This is a genomic window from Paenibacillus sp. OK060, from assembly GCF_900101205.1.
Taxonomy (GTDB): Bacteria; Bacillota; Bacilli; order Paenibacillales; family Paenibacillaceae; genus Paenibacillus; species Paenibacillus marchantiae.
The window spans coordinates 684,418-698,257 of sequence record NZ_FNFR01000003.1 but is presented as its reverse complement, the minus strand read 5'-3'; the positions used below and the strand labels follow the sequence as shown (position 1 = coordinate 698,257).

General features: G+C 46.6%; 9 protein-coding genes. 6 read left to right on the top strand and 3 right to left on the bottom strand.

The features are described 5' to 3' along the window. Positions 1-240: 240 nt before the first annotated feature. Entirely contained in the window at positions 241-1,935 is a 1,695-nt protein-coding gene (locus tag BLS14_RS14760; RefSeq protein WP_090952578.1) for a histidine kinase N-terminal 7TM domain-containing diguanylate cyclase, read from the top strand. 65 nt (positions 1,936-2,000) lie between these two features. On the opposite strand, the gene BLS14_RS14755 is transcribed toward BLS14_RS14760, so the two are convergent. Beyond that, positions 2,001-2,348, bottom strand: a complete 348-nt coding sequence (locus BLS14_RS14755; RefSeq protein ID WP_090952576.1) for a helix-turn-helix domain-containing protein — start codon at positions 2,346-2,348, stop codon at positions 2,001-2,003. Positions 2,349-2,512: 164 nt separating this feature from the next. Between BLS14_RS14755 and BLS14_RS14750 the strand changes: the two genes are divergently transcribed. The 5 genes from BLS14_RS14750 to BLS14_RS14730 all read left to right on the top strand — a co-directional run bounded on the left by BLS14_RS14750 (position 2,513) and on the right by BLS14_RS14730 (position 9,557). Then, positions 2,513-3,316 (top strand): DNA-binding protein, encoded by an 804-nt coding sequence (locus tag BLS14_RS14750; RefSeq protein WP_090952574.1) that lies wholly within the window; start codon positions 2,513-2,515, stop codon positions 3,314-3,316. A 181-nt stretch (positions 3,317-3,497) separates the two neighbouring features. Then, complete coding sequence (locus BLS14_RS14745) at positions 3,498-4,649, top strand: WXG100 family type VII secretion target (protein ID WP_090952572.1); 1,152 nt, start codon at positions 3,498-3,500, stop codon at positions 4,647-4,649. Positions 4,650-4,661: 12 nt separating this feature from the next. Then, the gene (locus BLS14_RS14740) at positions 4,662-5,201 is read left to right on the top strand and encodes a hypothetical protein (protein ID WP_072733898.1); all 540 of its coding nucleotides are present in this window, start codon (positions 4,662-4,664) and stop codon (positions 5,199-5,201) included. A gap of 348 nt (positions 5,202-5,549) precedes the next feature. Further along, the gene (locus tag BLS14_RS14735) at positions 5,550-7,055 is read left to right on the top strand and encodes a malate:quinone oxidoreductase (RefSeq protein ID WP_090952570.1); all 1,506 of its coding nucleotides are present in this window, start codon (positions 5,550-5,552) and stop codon (positions 7,053-7,055) included. 402 nt (positions 7,056-7,457) lie between these two features. Beyond that, positions 7,458-9,557 (top strand): TerD family protein, encoded by a 2,100-nt coding sequence (locus BLS14_RS14730; protein ID WP_090952685.1) that lies wholly within the window; start codon positions 7,458-7,460, stop codon positions 9,555-9,557. Between the two features lie 118 nt (positions 9,558-9,675). Here the strand turns inward: BLS14_RS14730 and BLS14_RS14725 are convergent, their stop codons facing one another. Both BLS14_RS14725 and BLS14_RS14720 read right to left on the bottom strand, forming a co-directional pair. Beyond that, complete coding sequence (locus BLS14_RS14725; protein ID WP_090952569.1) at positions 9,676-11,292, bottom strand: extracellular solute-binding protein; 1,617 nt, start codon at positions 11,290-11,292, stop codon at positions 9,676-9,678. An 18-nt stretch (positions 11,293-11,310) separates the two neighbouring features. Further along, positions 11,311-13,659, bottom strand: a complete 2,349-nt coding sequence (locus BLS14_RS14720) for an AraC family transcriptional regulator (protein ID WP_090952567.1) — start codon at positions 13,657-13,659, stop codon at positions 11,311-11,313. Positions 13,660-13,840: the final 181 nt, after the last annotated feature.

Below are 13,840 nucleotides of genomic sequence, written 5' to 3'. Positions count from 1 at the left end.
TCTAAACGTTCAATTTCATTCACAAAAACGCAAAAATTGCGCAAAATTCAAACAGAGGTTGGTTGGTTTGCCATTGTATGGGCTACTCACCCCATTAGCGGTGTGATAAGATGTGGTTAAATTAACCAATAGCAATAATATAGGAATATCTTTTATAGGTTTATCGAAGATTCACATAGCGTTAAGGAATAACCCAGTTCAATACTATCCTCGTTGTCGCATGCAAAAAGGAGAAGATTCGTGAGCCCATTAGTATGGTATGATCTCTTTCTATTCGTCCTATTGTTTGGTGTATACGTATATGTTTTTGCTACGGTTAGAATTACGAACTTACATAAGGTTTACTTTTTGTTTCATGGGTTGATGATGCTCTGGCCATTCTGTCAATTTGCGAGTACGTTGACGAAAGATCCAGGCTTGCAGTTGTTCTATGTTACGTTATCTTTTGTTGCCGTTTCCTTACTCGGGAGTGGTTGGCTGCTGCTTACAATCTTCATTACGGGTGAGGCGGAGCGATTAGGCCCAAAAAGATCCTTACTATTGTTCATCCCTGCGGTTATTGGAGCGGTTGGCGTGATCCTGAACCCATGGGGGTGGTTTGTAACTCCACTTGAAGGCGGTTATGTCGAGCGGGAATATGGACACTGGTTCTGGGTTGTCATGGCTATACTCGTGAGTTACTTTGTAACGTCCCTCTTTATTTTATTCCGGGCACTTTATTCTTCTCGAACGTCTTCCATGATTAAAAATCAGGTGAAAGTTACGCTAAGGGGCATATTCGTTCTGGCTGCTTTTGCAACAATCGATGCTCTGCTTAATGTGGTTCTAAGAGCGTATTTACCGTTCATCATTCCCGGACTGACTTCACTGGGGATTTTCGTGTCCGACCTTTTCTTCGTCTATGTCATAAAAAGGTACAATGTGTTTGATCTGGTTTCCATCGCCCATGAGGATGTAATCAATACCATTCCTTACGGCATCCTTGTACTGGATGAGAATGAGATGATTATTGAATTGAACAAAGCCTCCCGATCCTTCATGGATCTGCATGTGGGGGATTCTTTTGATATGGAGGCATTTCTGGGTTTTGTTCGTGTAGAGGGTAGCCGCCAGAAGTTCCTGGAGGAGTATAAGCAAAAAGACAATACCTTGTCTCAAATTGAAGTACTCGTGGGGCGGGATGACATCCGTCATTATATCCTCCAAGCGTCTCCCATTGTGGATGCTGCGCGCGCACCCAGGGGTCATATCCTTACGTTCCAGGATGTCTCTCAAGAGCGCTTCTATGTCAAAGAAATGAATAGGCAGAATGAGACGCTTCAGGAGCGTAATCATGCCCTGGATCGCATTCGTCTGGAGTTGTCCGAGGCCAATCGCAAGCTGGAAGAACTCGCCCTGACGGACAGTCTGACGAACTGCTACAACCGTCGTTATCTGACCCAACATCTGAATCACGAGGTTATCACCAACATTCAATATAAAACGCCGTTTTCACTCATACTGCTGGATATTGATTACTTCAAAGCGATCAATGATCGCTACGGACATGTCATCGGGGATGAAGTGCTGCATCGCACGGCTCAGGCTGTCAAAGAATCCATTCGGAGCACCGATATTCTAACCCGATATGGCGGGGAGGAATTTATGATCTACCTTCCGCATACGGAGCATGACGTGGCTAATCAAATTGCAGAACGCGTGAGATTGTCGGTGGAGTCAAACCTCATTGTAGTGGATCACGAGATCGAACAGGTGTCCATTACGATCAGTATAGGAATTTTGTCCATTGAGGATTTTGAATTGGAGCATGTACCGGATAACCCGGAGGGGTATCTGATTCAACTGTTCGCTGCGGTGGATAAGGCGTTATATCAGGCGAAGCAGAATGGGCGTAATCGGATTGAGTTTGCGGAGTTTGAGGGTGTTGTTTTGTAGATTCATGAAATTAAAAAAGAGTGTGAGGGTTACTCCACTCTTTTTGATTTCGATGCTGATGTGTTTTATTCAGAACTTTTTTGTAGCTTTTCTATAGTATTCAGAATCTCTTTATTAATTTTCGTTAATGATGCGATTTCATCTGCGTTTTTACCACTTATTAATGTTATATGTTCATCCAAAGCTCTTTTGTATTCGGATTCTTCGTTGAATTTGAAGATTTCTTCAGCAGGAACCTGAAATCCATTTATTATTTTTTCTAGAGTCTCCAGAGAAATATTTCGATCTCCCCGTTCAACCCCACCAATATAGCTGTAATGAAGACCTGCTGCTTCTGCTAGTTGTTCTTGAGTCCAACCCTTGGCCTTTCTTAACTCGCGTATTCGATTCCCTACACTTTCTGGTAAATTCATATGATCACCTCCACTTAAGGTTAGAAGAGGTTATAGAATCGTTACAGACTAACAGATACAAATTGATTGTGAATATAATAGTACTTATAAGTACAATTTATATTGATCTTCTTTTGATTTAACTATACAATGATTTGATAATAGATAATAAAGGAGGCTTCCTTTTGCGTAAATCTATCCTAAAATCATTCAAACCGGACATCATTGTTGAAATGTTGGACATGGCTGTTGCTTTTGAAAATTGGAACAAGGTAATGGAGAGGGCGGACATGTTGTATCAATGTGTGCAGTGCATTCATGAAGAGCGACAGGAGCACCGTACCAAGGGATTACCTTTACCATACATCCATACTGAGCATCCGTTGATCTATTACCACGGGTTCAGCCTCCAGATGCGAGGGTTGGCTCACCAGAAGATGGGACAGGTGGATCAGGCGCGGGCGTGTCTCGACCAGTATGCAGAGCCGGGGTGGATGGAAGAGCTGGATGAGGCGGGAACGCAGGTAGTGCAGGAGTTGAGGCATCGAGCACAGGTGAATCGGTATGCGCTGGAGATTGAAGCGGGGCATGCAGAGCTGTTGGAGGAGTATGTGAATTTTCTGCTAGAGCATCCAGTGGAATGTATAGCAGGTCTAAGAACGATTGTGGAGGCTGCGGTCCAATATCGTTGGCAGATTGATCAAGTTTTACATATGTTTGCGAGTCAGGTTCAGGATGTCGGCAGAGGAATAGATTCTTCAAACAACGGTGATATGTACCATTACTGTTATCACCGGGCTTTATACGAACAATGGATGGGAAGGCAAAAGAAAGCGGTGGAGTTCATTTTGCAGGCACTCAGGTTAGCGGATGAGCTTGAGATGAATCGGTATTTCAAAAAATGCGCGGCACTATTGGAATCGTTGCGGGAATGTGCGACGGAGGAGCAGGTTGGGCGGTATCGGGCGTTTTTGGAGGAGATAGGGTAAGGGGATTATTTGCTGGTGATAAGTACTCTGAAATGGGTAAATGCATATAGGACTATAGCACCGATGATGGGTACAGCTTATGTTTTAAAAAAATGGTCAAATCAGGATGTTAGCCGGATGGTCTATGTTACAAACTTCTGCTAACATTGGTTAATCCTATTTTAAATGAGCGGAGAAACGTATGAGTACAATTAAAGTTACCCCTGAACAACTACATCACGTATCGAATCAGATGGATCAGGCCAGACAACAGTTGGAGCATATACGGGGTGATCTGATGAGACAGATCATGTTCATTCAGACGATGTGGATGGGGGCTACGCAGGAGCGGTTTTACTATGAGTTTGAGCAATCACGCCCTATACTGGATAAAGCGTTGGAGAGTATGGTGAGTACATCCAAGGAATTGAAGGACATCGCTACGCGCTTCCAGGATGCAGATGCTCAGTTGGTAAGTCTGGGTGGTGCAACTGGAGCAGTCGGTGCCGCAGCAATCATGACCAATTCAGCAGGTGATTCAAGCTCGGGTGATAAGGGATATCGGATGGCACAAATCAATATGTTTGGAAAGTGGGTGTGGATGCCTGTCAACGAGGATGGTGATGCGGATCAGGCTGCCCTTCAGGCGTATGAGAAGGATCATGGACATCTGGATGTTAATCGCATGGAAGGTGTGAAGGTTGAACCACCTGGGGATGATATATTCACACTACAGATCAAGGCATTCCAGAACGGAATACATCCCTATACAGGAGAGACTGTCTCTGATTCTTATGCTCGAACCATGGTTACCTCTCTAAAGTTTGCCCAAGTGTTTATGGCGATTCAGATGGTTCGTGGGAGCTTTCCAGGACGTTCAGGACCGTTTCGAACATCGTCATCCGGTTTGGCAGCAAAAATTAAGAATAATATGGAGGCCGCTAGAGCCAAGAATAGTAATGCACAGGGGAATACTCAAAAGAGTGTGGTTGAAACATCTCCAAAAGCCGTTGAGCAGAAAGTTAATTTGAGTCAAAATCTAATTGATCATGTTATTAATAGACATTCTGTAAATAGTACGAAGCAACAACTTCCATATCTCCAAAAGAAAATGTCTGAAGAGCAGATTAATGAAATGTTAAGTAGGAAATCTTTTTTTAATAAAGAGTGGTCGGATAAAAAAATAACTGATGCGTCAACGGTGGCCGTCAGTCAGCTGAAACAACAAGGAGTAAACGAAGGGTTGCATACCGTTACTGTTTTTAATGAGCCGATTAAGGTGTTCATTAGAAATGGTAATGTTGATTCTATATATGGAACTCATATATATAAAATTAGTGATTTATTAGATTAGGAGTGCATGAATATGTTCGCTATTTCTTTCAAAGCAATTGATAACTTTGATGAAATTAAACAAATGTCCGCGGAACAATTTGATCAGACGAAACAAGATATAGAGGGAATTATTGAATTGGACTTTAACGGTAATAAGTACGGCATGTTCTTCGAAGATTGTCCATTTGGTAATGAAAGACTCATTAGATGGTTTGTTGACTTAATAACCATTGCCAAAATGGTTAAAGTTCATAATTATGTTGCATATCGAATCCCGGATAGCGCTAATTTATGGCTTGAGTTTAAATCGCAGGAAAAGGAATTAGAAGTCAGTTTAGTTGAAGATACTGATCGACAAGTCATTCTGGATCTGTTTATTACTGAGCCGTTTAAGGAGTTTAGATATTCAACTTGGAAAGGCGCTAATGTTAGCATGGCTTCTTTTACTAAGGAAATCGTGAGTAATGCCCGAGAATTCATAAATTTTGTTGCTGTACTGAACTCTAAAATAATGGAGAGTAAAAACATTCAAATACTAGAGAACAGCTTGCTGGAACTGGAGTCTCAATAAAAACACTATTATGGTGTGCAAACAGATAAACACTAACCCAAACATCAATTCCTCTCACTTTTCAGAGACAATTCAGGCCACGCAACCAGAATTGTCTCTTTTTATTGAACAAATTAATCTTTCAGCCCTATAACCGGGTTATCTATCTGACATAAACTAGCGTATACTGATGGAATAGCAAATATCTTCAAATTGCATATTTAAATTGACCCATATTATTGATACACTAGATCAAGGTTATATTCATTCAGAGAAGGGGCGGGCCTGTTCAAGAATGGGGCTTGCTGCAATGCCAAATCGATAACGCTTACATCCTTTTGGCAAATATAGGATATAAGGACGGTAGACATGAGCCAGGGACAAACGAGTACAGATGTTATCTTGATTGGTGCCGGAATTATGAGTGCAACTTTGGGAACTTTGCTTAAACAATTGGCACCAGACTGGAATATTAAGGTTTTTGAGAAGCTCGCCAGTGCGGGGGAGGAAAGCTCCAACGAATGGAATAATGCCGGAACCGGGCATTCAGCATTGTGCGAACTTAACTATACCGTTGAACGACCAGACGGATCCGTAGATATTAGCAAAGCCATTAAGGTGAATGAGCATTTTCAAATCTCAAGGCAATTTTGGTCCTATCTCGTCAAAAGCAATCTGATTCGTAATCCGCGGGACTTCATTATGCCGCTCCCTCATTTGAGTTATGTACATGGAGAGCAGAATGTCCTGTTTCTAAAAAGACGCTTTGAAGCGTTAGCGAAACATCCGTTATTCGTTGGCATGGAATTCTCGGATAATAAGAAAAAGCTGGCGGAATGGATTCCGCTGATGATGAAAAACCGCACGGGCAATGAACCGATTGCAGCCACCAAAATTGACTCCGGTACGGACGTTAACTTTGGTGCTTTAACGCGTATGCTAATGGAACACTTAAAGAGCCAAAACGTGGATATCCACTACCAACATAGCGTGAAGAATATGAAACGCACAAGCAATGGATCTTGGGAATTAACAGTGAAAGATCTGGGCAGTGGTGCAGTCAAGCGCCATACGGCGAAATTTGTGTTTATCGGGGCAGGGGGCGGTAGCTTGCATTTGTTGCAAAAATCCGGCATTCCTGAAGGTAAACATATCGGCGGTTTCCCGGTTAGCGGCATCTTCATGGTGTGCAAAAATCCGAAAGTCGTGGAACAGCATCATGCCAAAGTATATGGAAAAGCTTCGGTGGGTGCTCCGCCAATGTCTGTTCCGCATTTGGATACCCGATTTATTGAGAATCAGAAGTCGCTGCTATTTGGACCGTTTGCCGGGTTCTCGCCAAAATTCTTAAAAACAGGCTCCAATGCCGATCTGATTACGTCCGTGAAGCTGCACAATTTGCTCACGATGCTCGCGGCAGGCGTCAAAGAAATTTCACTAACCAAATACCTGATCCAACAACTCATGTTATCCAAGGAACAACGCATGGCCGAATTGCGTGACTTTGTTCCAGATGCCAAGAGCGAGGATTGGGATATGGTACTGGCGGGCCAGCGTGTGCAGGTGATTAAGGACACGGCTCAAGGCGGCAAAGGAACTCTTCAATTCGGCACGGAGGTAGTCACTGCGGCGGATGGCTCGATTGCAGCATTACTCGGAGCTTCACCGGGTGCTTCAACTGCTGTTCACGTGATGCTGGAGATTCTCCAGAAGTGCTTCCCGCAGCATATGGATGCCTGGGAACCAAAGATCAAGGAAATGGTTCCTTCCTATGGCGAATCACTGGTTGACAATCTTAGTCTTCTAAACCAAGTACATGCTTCAACCGCTCGGGTGCTTGGACTGACGGCTGAGAAATCAGTCGTTCGGATGTAACGAGCTGTATGTAACCTGTTTACCATGCGTGTGATAAAGAGCTAAGCCGGCTAAAAACCGTGCTTAGCTCTTTTTTTATGTACCATCAGTTGTATGCCCTTCTTCAGTACTGCTCGACACAAGTCAGAGAATTCCTCCTTAGTTTCGCATGTCGTAATACTTTCGCCCTGTTGGGAGATCGTGGAATCTGAGATGATGGGTTCATCAAAGGTTCGGGTCACAAGCTTCGGACCTTTGGCCTTCAGGCTATGGCGATCCTTCCTTCTAACTTCATTGGCGAACTTAGGGTTGCCGCTTTCCTGAAGATCTCAATTCAGAGAGGAGGCGTCCAGGCTATCATATTCCTTCCTTCTACAGCAGACCACTAATTGTAGGGATATGGCTTTCCTGGACTCTTTTATCATGAACAATACCATCTATTTGCGCAGAGCGATGAAACTCATGATCGAGCAAGAACAAGGGGAGAAACAGCTGCCGAAGGTTTATTTGGCGACTGCTCTTAAAAATATAGAAACGCTTGGATACACATTCTCGGATGAGTTGATGCAGGCCGTGCGAACATTATCCAAGGAACAATTTGAAGCATTGATGGCCCAGGTTGTGGCTGATCTGAGAATCATGGTCGGTGCACATGTGGACTACAAACCGATGTACCCTGGATTCCCGGCGCAGGTGATGGAGGAAGATGAGGTGGAACTCTACCTGAATGCTATCCTTCATTATCTGACCTTGGTATATCCGATTTGTGAACCGCTGGAAAGGGTACCTTTGCTGGATAAAGTAAACCTGAAAGTCATTGGCCTCGGCAACAAGGCTGACTTCCAGACGCTCATCCGCCAACTGATCGAAGCCAACGGCTCCATCTCGGAGACGGACAAAGCAGATATCGATACGGTGCTGGAGCATGCAGAACCGGATGAAGTAGATGCGCTGTTGCCAGCCGAGATTCCTTTTAAGGAAAATGTGGGGTTCGTAGTAGCTTCCTTATTAACGTATGAAAAGGCCAATATCGACCGAATCGGCCCGTATTTCAGAACGGCAACCGATGTGCTTCGTCTCGCTGTGGCTTGGTCGGGTGGGGATGTCAGCCTGGCTCTAGCTTCGCCTTTCCGTAAATTCAAACGGCGTGAGAGACGCCTGTTGCTCGGTTTGCTGGAGCAATGCGGTTCAATTACGGAAGACATGCTTCGATATAAGGATCGCTGGATTCGTCTGGGGGAAATTCTGCATCCATCTGAATATAAGCTGCGGTACCCGCGATGCGAGGAAGCTTTTGATATTTTGCGTAATAACAAGTCGTTTACGACCTTTAACGGAAGTGTGGAGCTGGCCTTCCAATATCAGAATGTGTGGAGTTTGATTGAGCTGCTGAAGCAGCGCCCTGGTGAATTTGCGAGAAGATTGGATCACTTGTTGCGCTCTACCACGGATAAGGAATATGTATTGCTGGCATTCGGAGAAATTCTGGAGCACGTATCGACCCCGGTTTTGTTGCAGGTGAGGGAGCATTTTGCCCGGCGTAATGAACCGCAGGATCTGCGTGTATTTTTCCCGAAAGGCAATGTAGCGAAGGCTTTCGCCATTCCGAATCAGCTTCCAGAGATGGATGATGACACATGTCACGAAGTTGCGCAAATGTGTGAACAGGCGCTGGTGCAGCGTTTCGCCGCCCTTCCTTCACTTGGGAAGACATTTGTCGATCCACAGCTCCATGATTATCTGGTTCCCTTTTCGCAAAGATCGGCGAGCAAAGCCCTTCATACGATTGTTCGGGGAAGCCGGGTGCCGATGGCCGAGGGAGATACGATTCGTTTCTTCAACTGGTGGAAGGAAGGGAACGTGAATGGTCAAGCAACGGGGCGCGTGGATATCGATCTGTCTGCGGTGATGTACGATGAGAACTGGAACTATGTAGAGCACATCTCCTATACGAATCTGCGTTCATCCAACTACAAGGCTGTTCACAGCGGTGATATCGTGACAGCGCCTCATGGTGCGAGCGAGTTCATTGACCTGCATATTCCGTCAATTGTTGATTATGGTGGACGTTATGTGGTGGCGAGTCTGCTTTCCTTTACGAGTCATCCATATTGCGATTTGCCGGAATGCTTTGTGGGCTGGATGATGCGGAAGAAGCCGGGTTCTGGTGAGATCTTCGAGCCGTCTACGGTGGCAAACAAGATTGATATCACAGCAGATACGCAGATCGCGATTCCCGTCATTATGGATTTGGTGGAGCGTACGGTAATCTGGACGGATCTGGCGCTGACTAGGCACCCGGAATATTACAATAATGTGGAGGGTAATCAAAAAGGGATGGTCCTGATGGGCAAAGCCCTGACCACGCTCCGTAAACCGGATCTCTACGACTTGTTCACGCTTCATGCCAAGGCCAGAGGTGAACTGGTGGATACGTTGGATCAGGCCGATACGATCTATTCGGTGGAACAAGGAATTACCCCGTTTGATATCGAGCAGATTATGGCGGAATATTTGACTTAAGCCCATCACATGTGAATATGGGCGGAAATAGGAAAGAGCAGCGGTGAGCTGCTCTTTTTTTGTTCAGTCACTCATTCACATCAGTCACTCATTCACATCAATCACTCATTCACATCAATCACTCATTCGCTTCGCTTAGTACTTCCGCGCCGCCTGCGGCCATGAATTCCTCCACGAAATTATCAAATTCGCTCAGCGGTCTCTCGCCTGTAATGAAGGAGATGTAGGCCTTGTTCTTCAGCTTGATCAGAACTGCTCCGTTTTTGGCAAGGGAGGGGGTTGCTACCTCAAGTGAGTTGTAGATACCATCCTGATTCAGGCCGAGGGTCGAAGCCCATTGCTCTCGTCTCCCGGTCTGCTTCAGGGGCACGGTCATGCCCAGATTGGCGCCAATTCCGTTCTGATAACTGAACATCTTATCGTACGGAGGAAGAATGACCGTGTTCTGCGGAAACGTATCAGTCCAAGTCCAGTGCTTGCCTTTCACGCCGAAGGCCAGGGTAGCTGCCTCATTCGGATCAGGGTTTGCGCTGACATCATCCAGAATTCGAAGGATCGTCGCAAGCTTGCCCGGTTCCTTAACAGCGTCGGCGCCGATGGTTGTGAAGCTCATTAACATATCGTATCCCTTGGAGCCGCGCTGCCCGTATGGTCCAGTAAAAGGTCTGCCGAACACCACCCGGGCCTCCGGGTTCTTGGCGGTCAGCTCCTTCACGTTAAAGGTCGATTGCACCGGAGTCTCTACGGCATGTCCATTCGAGCCATAACTCCAGTCCAGGTAATCACCATCCTGAATCCAGTGATAATAATTGCCCATCGAGGTCATTCCGATCCTGCCGTTAATAAAGGCGTGGGATAGGTGTTTGTAGCTGCCCTTATTCTCCCCGGTAATAAACTCGGGATCGATCACGCCGTCCCGGTACCATTTGCGTAAATATTGCAGTGCTTCTTTCATTTCGGGCTGAAGGGCACCGATGACCTGCTCTCCATCCTTCATGCTGAAGTAGAGTTGATCCGCGAAAACAATTTGCCCAAAGGCGCCAAATACAACGTTCATGCCTTCGCTGGACAGGCCATAGGTATCCTTGATCCCATTGCCGTCAGGATCATCGTTGGTGAATGCATAGATTACCTTCTCAAAATCAGCCAGCGTTTGCGGCACCGACAGGCCGAGCTTGTCCAGCCAGTCCTGCCGGAAAACGACCGGGGTGCGATAAATGTTGGTCGGATTAATGACGGGAATACCATAATAGGCCCCATCAATCATTCCGGCATTTTCGTAAGCAGGCGCATTTTCCCGGATGATCCGCATCAGGTTCGGGGCGTATGTGTTGAGCATATCCACAGGAATCTCGGCCAGTACGCCTTGCTGCTGGTACTTCAGCAGATCCTGCGGCTGGCGGATACGGAACAGATCGGGAATTGCACCCTGGGCCAGCTTCATGTCGAGAAGGGATTCATATTTGTTATTTTCAAGATTCCACACATCGAGATCGACGTCGAATTTGTCCTCCACGTACTTGAGCATTTCCGCATCCTCCGGCACCGGATAATTCTGATGCATCGTCCATGAAATGTGGTAGCGCGGATTGGGGAAAGCCGAATCGGCTTCTTGCTTATCCGTTGTGGTCTTCTGCCCGAGTGGCAGATCGCAGCCGCTGAGGATACTGATCACGCCTACCGGAATCAGCATTGCGAGAAGCGCTGTAACGCGCAGCCATCCCTTTTTTTTCATCCGTAACCCTTCCTCACCTTAAGATCCAGCATCCGCGATTCCTGCCGAAGCAGTCTTGCGTAAATAATGGCCCGGCGTACAGCCGTACATTTCCTTGAACCGTTTAATGAAATAGGCAGTAGTTCCATAACCGACAGAGCTTGCGATCCGTTCAATAGTCATGTTGTTGTTCTCAATCAGTACTTTGGCCCGTTCCATCCGCCGGGAGGTGACATAGTCAGTATAGGTAACGCCAAGCTCCTCTTTAAAAAGCTTGCTCAAATATTTGGAACTGATGAACACCTGCGTCCCTACGGCCTCCAGTGACAGATCTTCGGACAGATGCTCCTCAATATATTGTTTGGCGAGCCCGATGGTGGAGACGGCCCGGTCGCTGTTCCGTTTCTCCGTTTCGGAGATAAATACCGTGATCGACTCCACCAGCCAGTCGCGATATGCCACGATATTGGCGATACTGATGTACTCATGATACAGATCGGGATGACCGAGCTGAATGGGATGCTTGTAACGGGCATTTTTCACGACATCCGAGTAGACGAATACCGCATTCGCCAGCATAAAATGGCAATAGTCTGCGGGATATAATCCTTCCCTCATCGTGGCAATGAACTGGTTAACGGCGGCAACGGCCTCATCCGGCTGCCTGGCATGAAGCTTGTCCCTGAACTTGGCAAGCATGGCCTGTGGAATTTCGTCCATATTGTGCTCCCGCTGGAGAATGCTGCGGTCCTTCAGGATATGGAGCTCGGGCAGGAAATACGCGTATTTCATCAACGCCTGGGCCTCGCTGAAGCTTCTATGCACATCGGCCAGCTCTTGCACCCAGGAGCCTGACGACAGCTGGATATCAAGCTGGAACTGCTGTCGTGCCTCTGACAATAGAAGCTGGGACAGCTTGTCCAGCAGCGGTTCAGACGCTATATCCGTACACAGAATAACCGCTAGCTTCTTGTCCGGCAGCTCCTCGGCAATCAGGCGACTATCTGGCAAGGGTAGCGACTCCAGCCCATGGATAAATCTCGATATGACGGATGGTAGATTCTCCGAGCTAAGTCCCATATGGGCTACCCCGGTATTCAGAAGCAAGCAGCTGTATGCGTGATATGGATGTGAGATGCCTAGTGCAGTCTGTTCTTCTGCCCACTGTTCTCGGCTATAGCCGCCATGCAGCAGATTCAGTACAGCGTTATGCTTGATTGCCGGACTGTTCGCCAGCAGTGTTTCCTCAAGGCTGCTCACCTTATCGTTTAATTGCATGAAGGCACTGTCGATCAGCCGGTATTCATTCGTAATATGCGTTGTTGCCGGTCCGGATAGGTCCTTAATCCGGCTGACGAGGCGTTTGATCGGGCTGTAATTCGCTCTGAGCAAAACTGCTGACAGCGCCAGACCGATTACGATGGCGATCATGCAGATGCCGAGGATGAGCTTCTGTACTATGATCGACTGTTCATAATAGAAGCTGGCCGGCATTGCGCTATAGATAGTCCATCCTGTCGAAGGCAGGGTCTGGTAGGACACAACAACCGATGTATTGTCGATCTTGTCGTCAAAGCTGCCCTTCGCGTTTCCGGATTGTAGTGCTTTCTTGATGCTCGCACCGTATTCGCCTGGCTGCCCCAGAGTGTCGGTATTGGCATTACTAATGGTGTTACCCATATGGTTAACGATAAATGTGCTTTTGTATTGTGAGGGCATCATATTCTCTATAATGCTGCTAATCGCGCTTTCTTTTACATCTATTGCAATATAGACATCACCGGTTTCGCCTGTGGACTGAAAAGGATAGCTGTGCGTGTACGTCAACAGGGCGTTGCTACTGTCAGCTGTGCCACCTGGCACGCTGGAGAAAATGTCCTGCGGTACCTGACGTGAAGCCGTCCACAGGCTATTTTGCTTGCTGGCCCGCATATCCTGAAGCCAATCTGAATAATAAGCCGAGCCTTCCCCTTGATCGGCGTTATAGCGCAGGCCGTATAGCGACGATAGCATGATGTTTTGTCCAGGATAATAAAGATGTATGGCCTGAATCATGTCCGCGTTGCCGGCAACCTTGGACTTAAGTAACTCCTGGAGGTCAATGACGCTGTCTAGCCCGCTTCGAGTAGATGGTTCCGCGAACAGTCGAATATCCGCAGACTTGTCGAGTGACAAGTCCAGGTAGATCTGCTGCACCCTTTGCAGGATCGTTCCTTCAATGGTTCGTGTTGTATTTTCAAGAATCAGCTGATTCTTGTTCTGCAATTCCTCATTGTAACTGCGCGAGAAATAGATATAGAAGAAAGAGCATATAAGCAGCACAATGACGACCACGATGGAACCGTACGAAATCGCCAAACCCGCCCATGCGGAGCTCCATTTTTTCATGAGGCATTCCTCCCGGCGACGATTATACACTACCTGATTCCACCAAAGTTCACGATTTATATGAAGGGAATGTTAAATGTCGAAAACAGGCGATATTGCTCCGAAATTGATACAATGGCGAAATTGTTTTATTGCTGGTTAAACGTGCCGGGTGCTACATTGAGACCGATTCGAGACCAAC

What these genes read in the sequence shown, in the direction of transcription:
- BLS14_RS14745 (WP_090952572.1), top strand. Translation starts at nt 3,498, where the DNA reads ATGAGTACAATTAAAGTTACCCCTGAACAACTACATCACGTATCGAAT.
- BLS14_RS14720 (WP_090952567.1), bottom strand. Translation starts at nt 13,659, where the DNA reads ATGAAAAAATGGAGCTCCGCATGGGCGGGTTTGGCGATTTCGTACGGT.
- BLS14_RS14755 (WP_090952576.1), bottom strand. Translation starts at nt 2,348, where the DNA reads ATGAATTTACCAGAAAGTGTAGGGAATCGAATACGCGAGTTAAGAAAG.
- BLS14_RS14725 (WP_090952569.1), bottom strand. Translation starts at nt 11,292, where the DNA reads ATGAAAAAAAAGGGATGGCTGCGCGTTACAGCGCTTCTCGCAATGCTG.
- BLS14_RS14730 (WP_090952685.1), top strand. Translation starts at nt 7,458, where the DNA reads ATGAACAATACCATCTATTTGCGCAGAGCGATGAAACTCATGATCGAG.
- BLS14_RS14740 (WP_072733898.1), top strand. Translation starts at nt 4,662, where the DNA reads ATGTTCGCTATTTCTTTCAAAGCAATTGATAACTTTGATGAAATTAAA.
- BLS14_RS14735 (WP_090952570.1), top strand. Translation starts at nt 5,550, where the DNA reads ATGAGCCAGGGACAAACGAGTACAGATGTTATCTTGATTGGTGCCGGA.